The sequence below is a fragment of the Citrobacter sp. RHBSTW-00017 genome, assembly GCF_013797615.1.
Lineage (GTDB): Bacteria > Pseudomonadota > Gammaproteobacteria > Enterobacterales > Enterobacteriaceae > Citrobacter > Citrobacter braakii.
In genome coordinates, this window is the sequence record NZ_CP056899.1 from 3,787,701 (window position 1) to 3,799,952 (window position 12,252).

At 54.9% G+C, this 12,252-nt stretch carries 8 protein-coding genes; 3 read left to right on the forward strand and 5 right to left on the reverse strand.

Annotated elements, in window-relative coordinates:
* Window positions 1-128 precede the first annotated feature (128 nt).
* The 4 genes from proY to phoB all read right to left on the reverse strand — a co-directional run bounded on the left by proY (window position 129) and on the right by phoB (window position 5,343).
* Window positions 129-1,502, reverse strand: a complete 1,374-nt coding sequence (gene proY, locus HV037_RS18435) for a proline-specific permease ProY (RefSeq protein WP_016152018.1) — start codon at window positions 1,500-1,502, stop codon at window positions 129-131.
* 80 nt (window positions 1,503-1,582) lie between these two features.
* Window positions 1,583-2,902 (reverse strand): branched-chain amino acid transporter carrier protein BrnQ, encoded by a 1,320-nt coding sequence (gene brnQ, locus HV037_RS18440; protein WP_016152017.1) that lies wholly within the window; start codon window positions 2,900-2,902, stop codon window positions 1,583-1,585.
* Window positions 2,903-3,307: 405 nt separating this feature from the next.
* Window positions 3,308-4,603, reverse strand: a complete 1,296-nt coding sequence (gene phoR / locus HV037_RS18445) for a phosphate regulon sensor histidine kinase PhoR (RefSeq protein WP_016155846.1) — start codon at window positions 4,601-4,603, stop codon at window positions 3,308-3,310.
* A 50-nt stretch (window positions 4,604-4,653) separates the two neighbouring features.
* Window positions 4,654-5,343 carry a phosphate response regulator transcription factor PhoB gene (gene phoB / locus HV037_RS18450; RefSeq protein ID WP_003021496.1) on the reverse strand — a complete coding sequence of 230 codons (690 nt, stop codon included), beginning with the start codon at window positions 5,341-5,343 and terminating at the stop codon, window positions 4,654-4,656.
* A gap of 190 nt (window positions 5,344-5,533) precedes the next feature.
* Here phoB and sbcD point away from each other — a divergent pair, with 190 nt between their 5' ends.
* From sbcD to araJ, 3 genes are all read left to right on the forward strand, one after another.
* Window positions 5,534-6,736 (forward strand): exonuclease subunit SbcD, encoded by a 1,203-nt coding sequence (gene sbcD / locus HV037_RS18455; protein ID WP_103283536.1) that lies wholly within the window; start codon window positions 5,534-5,536, stop codon window positions 6,734-6,736.
* A complete protein-coding gene (gene sbcC / locus HV037_RS18460) occupies window positions 6,733-9,879 on the forward strand; it encodes an exonuclease subunit SbcC (RefSeq protein WP_103283535.1) in 3,147 nt (1,048 codons plus the stop codon). The genes sbcD and sbcC overlap by 4 nt, the downstream gene beginning before the upstream one ends.
* Window positions 9,880-10,066: 187 nt before the next feature.
* A complete protein-coding gene (araJ, locus tag HV037_RS18465) occupies window positions 10,067-11,239 on the forward strand; it encodes an MFS transporter AraJ (RefSeq protein WP_094169087.1) in 1,173 nt (390 codons plus the stop codon).
* A gap of 27 nt (window positions 11,240-11,266) precedes the next feature.
* Here the strand turns inward: araJ and mak are convergent, their stop codons facing one another.
* The gene (gene mak, locus HV037_RS18470) at window positions 11,267-12,175 is read right to left on the reverse strand and encodes a fructokinase (protein WP_103283534.1); all 909 of its coding nucleotides are present in this window, start codon (window positions 12,173-12,175) and stop codon (window positions 11,267-11,269) included.
* Between the last annotated feature and the right edge of the window lie 77 nt (window positions 12,176-12,252).

Here is a 12,252-nt window from a genome sequence, read left to right on the forward strand (position 1 = left end):
CTTTGATGATAATGACGTCACCTTGCCATAGCGAAGTGCAGGATCACTCATCATCTTAACGTTTATTGGGGGAGGAGTGTGGGGGAGGAGAAAATTGCCGGGTAACATTAAGCTACCCGGCAAAAATATTACTGCGCTTCAGCCAGTTGGCGCTCGCGACGGCGCTTGAAAACCCAGCCGGCAAGCAGCAGGATAATCCACGCAAAGCCGACGTATAGCGAAATGCGGGTATCCGGATGATAGCCGATAAGCGCGATGATAAAGACCAGGAAAATCAGGCCAATGACGGTCGTCACAACCCCACCCGGCACTTTAAATTTCAGCGCCTTAACCTCTTCCGGCGGCAGACGACGACGGAAGGCAATTTGTGACAGCAGGATCATAATCCACACCCATACCGTTGCGAAGGTCGCCAGAGAGGCGATCACCAGGAAGACGTTTTCCGGCATGATGTAGTTAAGATACACCGCAAACAGCAGCGCGATAGTCATCACCATCACCGTCACCCATGGCACGCCACGACGCGACGTCTTGGCGAACATTTTCGGCGCGCTGCCCTGCTCCGCCATACCGTGCAGCATACGCCCCACGCCAAAGACGTCAGAGTTGATGGCCGACAGCGACGCGGTCAGGACTACGAAGTTGAGGATCCCGGCGGCAAAGGTAATCCCCATATGCTGGAACGTCAGAACGAACGGGCTACCGTCAGTGCCGACCTGGTTCCACGGGTAAATAGACATGATGACGAACAGCGTCCCCACGTAAAACACGAGGATACGCATCGGTACGGAATTGATGGCGCGCGGAATAGATTTTTCCGGGTCTTTGGCTTCGCCAGCGGTAATCCCAATAATCTCAATCCCGCCGTAGGCGAACATCACCATTTGTAGCGACATCACCATGCCGAGCCAGCCGTTGCTGAAGAAACCGCCGTTGCTCCACAGATTATGGATACCGGTAGGCTGTCCGCCGTTACCAATCCCCCAAATGATGATGCCAAAACCGGCGACAATCATGATGATAATGGTGGCAACTTTAAAGAACGAGAACCAAAATTCCAGCTCGCCAAACACCTTCACGCTCATCAGATTGATGGCGCAGATAATCAATACCACGCTGAGTACCCAAATCCAGTGCGGTACGGCCGGGAACCAGACGCCCATATAAATACCAAAGGCAGTCACATCGGCAATGGCGACAATCAGGATTTCAAAACAGTAGGTCCAGCCGGTTATGTAGCCTGCCAGCGGTCCGAGGTTTTCCTGCGCATAGCGCGAGAAGGAGCTGGCTGCAGGGTTATGAACGGACATTTCGCCCAGCGCGCGCATAATGATATACGCCGCTACGCCGCCGATAATATAGGCCAGCAACACGCTTGGCCCCGCCATTTTGATGGCATCGGCCGAGCCGTAGAACAGCCCGGTACCAATTGCTGAACCTAATGCCATAAAGCGAATGTGCCGGGTGCTCAGCCCACGCTTTAGCTTGTTATTACTTTCCATCGATTCCTAACCTGTTAACACAATAAAAAACCACGGGGCCATGTTAATAGCCCCGTGGTTAAAACTTATTGTCAGTGATATTAGTGTGCGCTGGAGGTCACTTGTCGACCCGCTGCACGATCCCAGATAACTGCCAGGACCACCATCACGACTGTTGGCATCAACCACGCCAGCCCCTGCTCCGCCAGCGGTAAACGCTGGGTCCAGGCCGGTAACACGTCGCCAATTGCAGAAGCTTTAATGCCATCAAGGATACCAAAAATCAGGCTGATAAACATCGCAGGTGCAATGACGCGGGAAGAATTATGCCACCATGAGCGGGTAAAACTTAATACAACCAGTGCGATACATGGCGGATAGATAGCCGTCAGCACCGGAATAGAGATCTGAATCAGATGGCTCAGACCCAGGTTAGAGACCACCATCGAGAAGCCGCCGAGGATAAATACCAGCGTACGATAAGACAGTGGAACGTACTGGGCAAAGAACTCTGCGCACGCGCAGGTCAGGCCAACAGCGGTGACCAGACAGGCGATGAAAATCAACGCCGCCAGCAGGAAGCTCCCTGCGCCACCAAAGGTGTGCTGAACATACGCATGCAGAATTGCCGCGCCGTTAGCAGACTGATCGACCAGAATTGCGCTATCTGAACCCAGACGGAACAACGCGAGATACAGCAGCGTTAAGCCCACACCCGCCATCAAACCCGCCCAAACGGTATAACGGGTCAGCAGACGCGCTTCAGTAACGCCACGCGAGCGAGCGGCGTTGACGATAACAATACCAAATACCATCGCGCCCAGCGTATCCATGGTCAGATACCCGTTCACGAAGCCATTAGAAAACGCCGCAGTTTGATAGGCTTCCATCGCATTGCTGATCGGGCCTGCTGGCCAGACGATTGCGGCGACAGACAGGACCACCAGCGCCAGGATTTTCAGCGGGGCCAGGAAATTACCAACCGTATCCAGCAGTTTGCCCGGATACAGCGAAACCAGAATCACAATCGCGAAATAGACCACGCTGTAGATAAGCAGCGGCAGCGCGGAGTCACCGGTCAGCGGAGCAATCCCGACTTCGAAAGAGACCGTTGCGGTACGCGGCGTAGCAAATAACGGTCCAACAGCCAGATAGCACACGGTCGCCAGCAGCAAACCAGCGACTTTACCGATAGGCGTGCTCAGTCGGTCCACACCACCACCGACTTTCGCCAGCGCGACAACGGTAAGTACCGGCAGGCCAACGGCGGTAATCAAAAAGCCAAAAGCCGCAGTCCAGACGTGTTCACCTGCCTGCAAACCAACCATTGGGGGGAAGATGATGTTACCTGCACCAACGAACAGTGCAAATGTCATAAATCCCAAAGCGATAATATCGCGCGATTTTAACTGATGGGTCATAAAGTCTTACTGCCTGTGGATGTGGTGTTGAAAATAATAAATTTTTGCCTTTCCCTGGGGGACAATACAGCGGCATTTTTGCTCAATTCCAGCGGGAAACACTCCCAGACTGGCGCGGCGAAGAATAGTTTTTCGATTTACCGCGTAAATGCAGTCGGTATGACAGCACCTGGAGCGCAATTTAAACGCTTATAACGTTTTAAAGCAAGGTGGGATCCCAAAACCAGAACAATATAGCGATATGAAAAATGGGGTTAGCACAAAACACCATTTCATGGAAAAAGGCATGGGTAATAGTTCGAACAAAAAACAACCAAACGTCGTAAAATTCAGGATGGTTATATTGACCGCATAGAAAAAGCCAGCTTGCGCTGGCTTTTGGAAAGATTATCTTACGAATGCGCCTTAACCGTTAATTTTGGCAATTAAACGTTCCGGGATCACGAAACTAAATCGCGTCCCAACGCCTGGTTCGCTTTCGATATTCAAGCGACTGTCGTGATGATGCAGCGCATGCTTAACGATGGCCAGACCAAGTCCGCTGCCGCCCGTTTGCCGCGATCGCGCCTTATCCACACGATAAAAACGTTCGGTTAAGCGTGGAAGATGCTCGGCGGCAATGCCTGGACCGTTGTCTTCCACGCAAAACTCCGCCCCCGACGCCACATGCTGCCAGCGTACGGTAATGTGCGTTCCCGCTGGCGTATGGTTCACCGCGTTGTAGACGAGATTCGAGATAGCGCTACGCAACTGCTCCTCGTTACCCCGCACATTCAGGCTGTTATCAACATCAAAGGTAAACGTATGTTTTTGCTGGCTCAGCGTTTGCGCTTCGTGTTCGAGCACGCGCAGCATCATGGGCACATCGACCTTCTCATTGAGCAGTAGCGTCGGCGCAGCCTCAATTTTTGACAGCGTCAGCAGCTGTTTCACCAGCCCTTCCATGCGATACGTTTGTTCACGCATGGTATGCAGCGCTTTTTCACGCGTCGTCCCTTCCAGCGGATGCTCCTGCATCATTTCCAGGTACCCTTGTAACACCGTCAGAGGCGTACGCAGTTCATGGCTGGCGTTGGCGAAAAAGTTACGTCGTGAACCTTCCAGTTGATGCATCTGGGTAACGTCGCGCGCCACCATCAGCAGTTGCTTATCGGTATAGGGCATCACGCGAATTTCCAGATGCCGTCCGGTATTGAGTACCAGATTGATCGGTCGGCTAAAATCGCGCGTTTTCAGATATTGTGTAAATTCCGGGTAGCGCAACAGGTTAAGAATATTTTGCCCGCTATCGTCCGGCCAGCGCAGTCCCAGAACCTGCTGGGCCAGTCCGTTACACCAGAAGATACCGCCTTCTTCAGTGGTCAGCACCACCGCGTCGGGTAGCGATTCCGCCCCGCTGCGAAAACGTTTAATCAGATTACCCAGTTCACGACGGCGCTTTTTGTTGCGCAGTTGCATTTGATGCAGCCCGTACAACAACGGCTCCCAACTGCCTCGCCCCGGCGGCGGCGTCATGCTTCTGTCGACCCATAGCCACCAGGACAAACGTAATAAATTCCAGAAATGCCAGATAAGCAGGCCCGTTACCGACGCCAGTAAAAACCAGGGCAGGTAACCGAAAAAAGCGCTAAGGATAAATGCCGGTATGCAGCACAGGATCAGCTCCAGTACCAACCTTTTCCATGACAATCGTTCTAGCAAACGTCTTACTCCCTATACGGCCTATTCCTTCAGGCCTTGATTCTTGTCAGTCAGAAGCGGGTTGAAAAACGATATCCCGTCCCGCGAACCGTCTGCACCATACGATCGTGTCCGCTGTGCTCCAGCGCCTTACGTAAGCGGCGGATGTGCACATCCACTGTCCGGTCTTCCACGTACACATTGGTTCCCCAGACATGATTAAGGAGTTGCTCGCGACTGTAGACACGCTCGGGATGAGTCATAAAGAAGTGCAACAGTTTGAATTCGGTCGGCCCCATATCCAGCGGATCCTCGCCGGTCATCACGCGATGCGAGGTGGGATCAAGGCTTAGCCCCTGCATCTCTATAACCTCTTCCACCGCCATCGGTGAAATACGACGCAGAACTGCTTTAATACGCGCCACCAGCTCCTTGGGAGAAAAGGGCTTGGTAATATAATCATCCGCGCCGGTTTCCAGCCCCCGGACGCGATCTTCCTCTTCCCCCCTCGCCGTCAGCATCATCACCGGGATATCCCGCGTCATCGCTTCGCGCTTGAGATGTTTAATAAACTGTAGACCCGAGCCGCCTGGAAGCATCCAGTCAAGCAGGACGAGATCCGGCCAGGGTTCATTGAGTTGGTTCACAGCACTGTCATAGTCTTCGGCTTCAACGGGTTGAAATCCGTTTTGCTCGAGCACGAAGCAGACCATTTCACGAATTGGAGCTTCATCTTCTACGACCAGAATACGTCTCGCCATGATTTGCCCTGTTTGTAATTAAATCGTTTGCCATCAATACAGTGCCATTATGCGTCAGTTTTATGACAGATTTATGAAAAGATAGTCCAGGTTTAACGCAGCCCGGCGAATTATGACAGCCCGGAGACAAGATATTCCCACTCGTGAAGGGTTATAATCCCCGCCATTGTTTTACCGTCATGGAACTCTTATGCGCATCCTTCACACGTCTGACTGGCATCTGGGCCAAAATTTCTACAGCAAGAGCCGCGCCGCCGAGCATCAGGCCTTTCTCGACTGGCTGCTGGAAACGGCACAATCCCAGCAGGTGGATGCCATTATTGTGGCAGGCGACATTTTCGATACCGGCTCACCGCCTAGCTATGCCCGTGAGCTGTATAACCGTTTTGTCGTCAATCTGCAGCAAACCGGCTGTCATCTGGTGGTGCTGGCAGGCAACCACGACTCCGTCGCCACGCTCAATGAATCCCGCGATATTCTGGCGTTTCTCAACACAACGGTGATTGCCAGCGCTGGCCATGGGCCGCAGATACTGCCGCTACGCGACGGTACACCGGGGGCGATCCTGTGTCCGGTGCCTTTTTTACGTCCGCGCGACATCATCACCAGCCAGGCCGGGCTGACAGGACAAGAAAAACAGCAGCATTTACTGGGCGCAATCACCGATTATTATCAGCAGCAGTATCAGGATGCCTGCACGCTGCGCGGCGACCACAATCTTCCCATCATTGCGACCGGGCATTTGACCACCGTCGGAGCCAGTAAAAGCGACGCCGTACGTGACATTTATATCGGTACGCTGGACGCCTTCCCGGCGCAAAACTTCCCACCGGCAGACTACATCGCGCTGGGACATATTCACCGGGCGCAGGTTATCGGCGGCACGGAACATATTCGCTACTGCGGCTCGCCGATTCCTCTCAGTTTTGACGAGTGCGGCAAAAGCAAATGTGTACATCTGGTGAGCTTTGACGCGGGGAAACTCAGCGCCGTTGAAAATCTCACCGTGCCGGTTACGCAGCAGCTTGCGGTACTGAAAGGCGATTTAGCCGCCATTACTACCCAGCTTGAGCAGTGGCGCGGCGTGCAGCAAGAGCCACCGGTGTGGCTGGATATTGAAATCACCACCGATGACTACCTGCATGATATGCAACGTAAGATCCAGGCCTTAACCGAAGATTTACCGGTAGAAGTGCTACTGGTGCGCCGCAGTCGTGAACAGCGCGAACGCATTATGGCCAATGAACGACGTGAAACGTTAAGCGAGCTGAGCGTGGCAGAGGTTTTTGACCGCCGCCTGGCGCTGGAAGAACTCGAAGAACCGCAGCGTGAGCGGCTTAACCAGCTGTTTAGCGCAACCTTACAAACGCTTGCCGGGGAGGCTGAAGCATGAAAATTCTCAGCCTGCGCCTGAAAAACCTCAACTCCCTGAAGGGAGAATGGAAAGTCGATTTTACGGCAGAACCTTTTGCCAGCAACGGGTTATTCGCCATCACCGGACCAACGGGTGCGGGGAAAACGACCCTGCTGGACGCAATTTGCCTTGCGCTGTACCACGAAACGCCACGCCTGAATACCGTGTCACAGTCGCAAAACGACCTGATGACCCGCGACACCGCGGAGTGTCTGGCCGAGGTCGAGTTTGAGGTGCGGGGCGAAGCCTACCGCGCATTCTGGAGCCAGAACCGGGCACGCAATCAGCCGGAGGGCAATCTGCAGGTCCCTCGCGTAGAGCTGGCCCGCTGCTCCGACGGTAAAATCCTCGCCGATAAGGTCAAAGATAAGCTGGAGATGATCGCCGAGCTTACCGGGCTGGATTACGGACGTTTTACCCGTTCGATGCTGCTGTCTCAGGGGCAGTTTGCCGCATTTCTCAATGCCAAACCGAAAGAACGCGCCGAGCTGCTGGAAGAACTGACCGGCACTGAGATCTACGGCCAAATCTCCGCCATGGTATTTGAAAAGCACAAATCAGCGCGTACGGAACTGGAAAAACTGCAGGCCCAGGCCAGCGGTGTTGCGCTGTTAGCGCCAGAACAGCTGCAATCCCTGACAGAAAGTTTGCAGGTACTTACTGACGAAGAAAAACAATATCTTACCTGCCAACAAGCCCAGCAGCAGCACCTCAACTGGCTCATGCGGCAAAATGAGCTACAGGCGGAGATAAACCGCCACCAGCAGGCATTACAGGCTGCACTTCAGGCGCAGGAAGAGGCGCAGCCGCAACTGGCGGCGCTGAGTCTGGCACTCCCGGCCAGAGCGTTACGCCCACACTGGGAGCGAATCCAGGAACAAACGGCTACGATTGACCGTACGCGACAGAAGATTCAGGAAGTGAATGCTCGCTTACAAAGCAGCTTAGCGCTGCGCGGACGTATTCGTCAGCAGGCACAAACGCAGTCAGCCGCTATGCTCGCCGGACAGCAAACGTTAACCGACTGGTTGAAGGAACATGACCGCTTCCGTTTGTGGAGTAGCGAACTGGCAGGATGGAAAGCGCTACTGGCCCAACAGTCCGACGCCAGCGCCCAACTGCGCCAGTGGCAGCAGTTGCGGGAGAACGACACGCGCAAGCTCGATGCGCTGGCGCTTCCCACGCTGACCCTTTCGGCACAACAGGTAACGGAAGCGCTGGCGCAACATGTGCAGCTTCGTCCGTTACGCCAGCGGCTGAGTAATCTGCACGGGCAAATCGCCCCGAAGCAAAAGCAACTGGCGCAGCTACGCGCCACGCTTGTGCAGCGTCAGCAGGAGCTGGCCCAGCGCAATGCGGTGCTTACAGAAAAGCGTCAGCGCTATAAAGATAAAAATCAGCAGCTTGCCGATGTGAGAATCATTTGCGAGCAGGAAGCCCGGATCAAAGATCTGGAAAGCCAGCGGGCACTATTGCAATCCGGCATGCCTTGCCCACTTTGCGGCTCCACCACGCACCCGGCGATTGAGCGCTATCAAACGCTCGAACTGAGTGTGAATCAGACACGGCGTGAAGCGCTGGAAAAAGAGGTCAAAACGCTGGCCGATGAGGGTTCAACGCTACGCGGTCAACTTGAGGCGATAACCCAGCAACTTCAGCGCGATGAACGCGAAGTACAAACGCTTTCTCAGGAAGAGCAAGCACTTACTCAAGAGTGGCAGACCGTCACCGCCAGCCTCAACGTGACGCTGCAACCGCAGGATGACATCGCCCCGTGGCTTGCCGCCCAGGAAGAGCACGAGCAGCAGCTTCACCAACTGAGTCTGCGTCATACCCTGCAAGCGCAAATCACCGCACACACAGAGCAGATTACTCAGCTCCAGCAGCATATTGACCAGCGTCAGGCAACGTTAACCGCCGAGCTGGCCCGTCATGGTCTGTCCCTTCCGACCGAGGCTGAAGTCGCCTCATGGCTGAGCGAACGGGCGAACGAAGCGCAAATGTGGCAACAGCGCCAGAACGAACTGACTGAATTACAGGCCCGAATCGCCCAGCTTGCGCCGGTGCTGGAAACGCTGCCTGAAACCGATGCGCTTGGTGAAAACATTGAGAATCTGTCGCTGGAAAACTGGCGGCAGGTGCACGACGATTGCCTCTCTTTACAGGGGCAGTGGCAAACCTTACAGCAGCAGGAGGCGCAGGACGTTCAGCGCGCTGCAGAAATTCAGGCGCAGTTTGATACCGCATTGCAGGCCAGCATCTTTGCCGATCGCGACGCCTTTGTTGCCGCCCTGCTGGATGAAGAGACCTTTAACCGCCTTGAACAATTGAAGCAATCACTGGAAGGCCAGCGACAGCAGGCGCAAACGCTGCTTAATCAGGCGCAGCAGGCGCTGGCGACTCATCAACAACAGCTACCAACCGGGGTGGATCTCACGCTCACCGTGCAACATCTTCACGACGCGCTGGCGCAACTCACCCAGCAGCTACGGGAGAACACCACTCGTCAGGGCGAAATTCGCCAGCAGCTCAAGCAGGATGGTGAAAACCGCCAGCAGCAGCAGGCGCTGATGCTGACGATTGCGAAAGTCGCACAGCAGGTCGAAGACTGGGGCTATCTGAACGCACTGATCGGCTCGAAAGAGGGAGATAAATTCCGCAAGTTTGCCCAGGGGCTGACGCTGGATAATCTGGTCTGGCTTGCCAACAACCAGTTGACCCGTCTGCACGGTCGCTATCTGTTGCAGCGCAAGGCCAGCGAAGCGCTGGAGCTGGAAGTGGTTGATACCTGGCAGGCCGATGCCGTGCGTGACACGCGTACGCTTTCCGGCGGCGAGAGCTTCCTCGTGAGTCTGGCGCTGGCGCTGGCGTTGTCCGATCTGGTCAGCCACAAAACGCGAATTGACTCCCTGTTCCTCGACGAAGGTTTCGGCACGTTGGACAGCGAAACGCTGGATACCGCCCTGGATGCGCTCGATGCGCTCAACGCCACTGGCAAAACCATTGGTGTCATCAGCCACGTTGAAGCGATGAAAGAACGCATTCCGGTGCAGATCAAGGTCAAAAAAATCAACGGACTGGGCTACAGTAAACTCGATAAAATGTTTGCAGTTGATGCTTGATAGCAGCTCAGCACCTGGAGGCCGGATATGCGCCAGCGCTATCCGGCACGGCACATAGCACGATCGTGAATACACAAAGACGGATATGAAATGGCATTCCACTTCGCTTATCCGCAAGCTATCTCTATTGGCGGCGAACGTTCGCCGCTATGGCGCATATCGTGCGTCTTTCTTGTTGGCAGGTGGTATGAAAAAAGTCATTTTCTCTTTAGCTCTGGGGACATTTGGGCTGGGCATGGCCGAGTTTGGCATCATGGGTGTACTCACCGAGCTGGCGCGGGACGTGGGAATTTCCATCCCTGCCGCTGGCCATATGATTTCGTTTTACGCTTTTGGCGTGGTGCTGGGCGCGCCTATTATTGCGCTCTTTTCCAACCGCTTTTCTCTCAAGCATATTCTGCTGTTTCTGGTCACGCTGTGCGTGATCGGCAACGCCATCTTCACCCTCTCCTCCTCATATTTAATGCTGGCGGTGGGCAGGCTGGTTTCCGGCTTTCCACACGGCGCGTTTTTTGGCGTTGGCGCGATTATCCTGTCGAAGCTGGCCCGTCCGGGAAAAGTCACCGCCGCCGTCGCGGGCATGGTTTCGGGTATGACCGTTGCTAATCTGATTGGCATTCCCATCGGCACCTGGCTGAGCCAGGAATTTAGCTGGCGCTACACGTTTCTGCTGATAGCCGTCTTTAATATCGCCGTGATGGTCTCGATAACTTTTTGGGTACCCAACATCAGCGATGAAGCAAAAGGGAAACTGCGCGAACAATTTCACTTTTTGAAAACCCCCGCCCCGTGGCTCATCTTTTCCGCCACCATGTTTGGTAACGCCGGGGTTTTCGCCTGGTTCAGCTACGTCAAACCGTACATGATGTTCATCTCCGGCTTTTCCGAAGCGCTGATGACCTTCATCATGATGCTGGTGGGATTGGGGATGGTGTTGGGAAATCTGCTGAGCGGTCGCCTTTCTGGCCGCTATACGCCGCTGCGTATTGCGGTAATAACCGACTTTGTAATTATGCTGGCTCTGCTGCTGCTCTTTGCCTTTGGCGGGATCAAAGCCGCGTCGCTGATCTTCGCCTTTATTTGCTGCGCGGGCCTGTTTGCCCTATCGGCGCCGCTGCAAATTTTGCTGCTGCAAAATGCTAAAGGGGGTGAGCTGCTGGGTGCGGCTGGGGGGCAAATTGCCTTTAATCTCGGCAGCGCGATTGGCGCCTGGTGCGGTGGTATGATGCTGACGCTGGGCTTTGCCTACAACTACGTGACGTTGCCGGCGGCGCTGCTGTCGTTTTCTGCGATGTCGTCGCTGCTGCTCTATGGTCGCCTGAAGCGCAGCGTATCCCAGATGACTCCCGCTGCCGGATAGCCTCTGCGCTACCCGGCAGCGCGAACATTACTCCTGCGGCCACAACCAGGCCGCGCCGCGCACGCCGCTGGAGTCACCGTGCAGCGCCTTGCGTAGAGGCGTTTCGCACTCACCGCCAAAAACAAACTGTTTAATCAACGTTGGCACGTTTTGATACAGTCGATCGACATTGCTCATTCCACCGCCCAGCACGATTACATCCGGATCGAGAATATTCACCACATGTGCCAGTGATTTCGCCAGACGCAGCTCGTACCGACTCAACGCCTGTTCCGCCAGGGTATCCCGGGCATTAACAAGACTGATAATTTCACTGCCCTTGAGCGGCTTACCGCTCAGACGCTGGTAGTCGGTGGCAAAACCGGTTCCGGAAATGAAGGTTTCAATACAGCCTTGCTTGCCGCAATAGCAGGACACTTCCTGCCGATAACGCAGTTCGTCTTCGTCCATCCACGGCAGCGGATTATGCCCCCACTCGCCCGCAGTACCGTTGCCGCCCGTGTGCGCCCGGCCGTTCAGCGCCACTCCAGCGCCACATCCTGTACCGATAATCACCGCAAACACGGTTTGCGCCCCCGCCGCTGCACCATCAACGGCTTCAGAAACCGCCAGGCAGTTGGCATCATTTGCCAGCCGCACTTCGCGATTCAAACGCGTACTCAGGTCTTTGTCAAAAGGTTGCCCGTTAAGCCAGGTCGAGTTGGCATTCTTCACCACTCCGGTGTAGGGCGAAATTGAACCGGGAATGCCCATCCCGACGGTTCCCGACTGCCCGGTGGCCTTTTCCGCCATCTCCACCAGCGCGGCGATGGTTTCTATCGTTTGCCGATAATCATCACGCGGCGTGGGCAGGCGATGGCGAAAAAGCTGTTCGCCTGCATCGCCAAGCGCGATAACTTCCGTTTTCGTACCGCCTAAATCGATACCTATACGCACTGTTTGCTCCTCTTCCCGATTAACAATGCAAGCATAGCGACAATTCGCTATCATGCCCGCTGGATTTAACGACAAGG

Excerpts from the sequence above, each read along its gene's own strand:
- sbcD (WP_103283536.1), top strand. The coding sequence starts at position 5,534 with ATGCGCATCCTTCACACGTCTGACTGGCATCTGGGCCAAAATTTCTAC.
- proY (WP_016152018.1), bottom strand. The coding sequence starts at position 1,502 with ATGGAAAGTAATAACAAGCTAAAGCGTGGGCTGAGCACCCGGCACATT.
- brnQ (WP_016152017.1), bottom strand. The coding sequence starts at position 2,902 with ATGACCCATCAGTTAAAATCGCGCGATATTATCGCTTTGGGATTTATG.
- phoB (WP_003021496.1), bottom strand. The coding sequence starts at position 5,343 with ATGGCGAGACGTATTCTGGTCGTAGAAGATGAAGCTCCAATTCGTGAA.
- sbcC (WP_103283535.1), top strand. The coding sequence starts at position 6,733 with ATGAAAATTCTCAGCCTGCGCCTGAAAAACCTCAACTCCCTGAAGGGA.
- araJ (WP_094169087.1), top strand. The coding sequence starts at position 10,067 with ATGAAAAAAGTCATTTTCTCTTTAGCTCTGGGGACATTTGGGCTGGGC.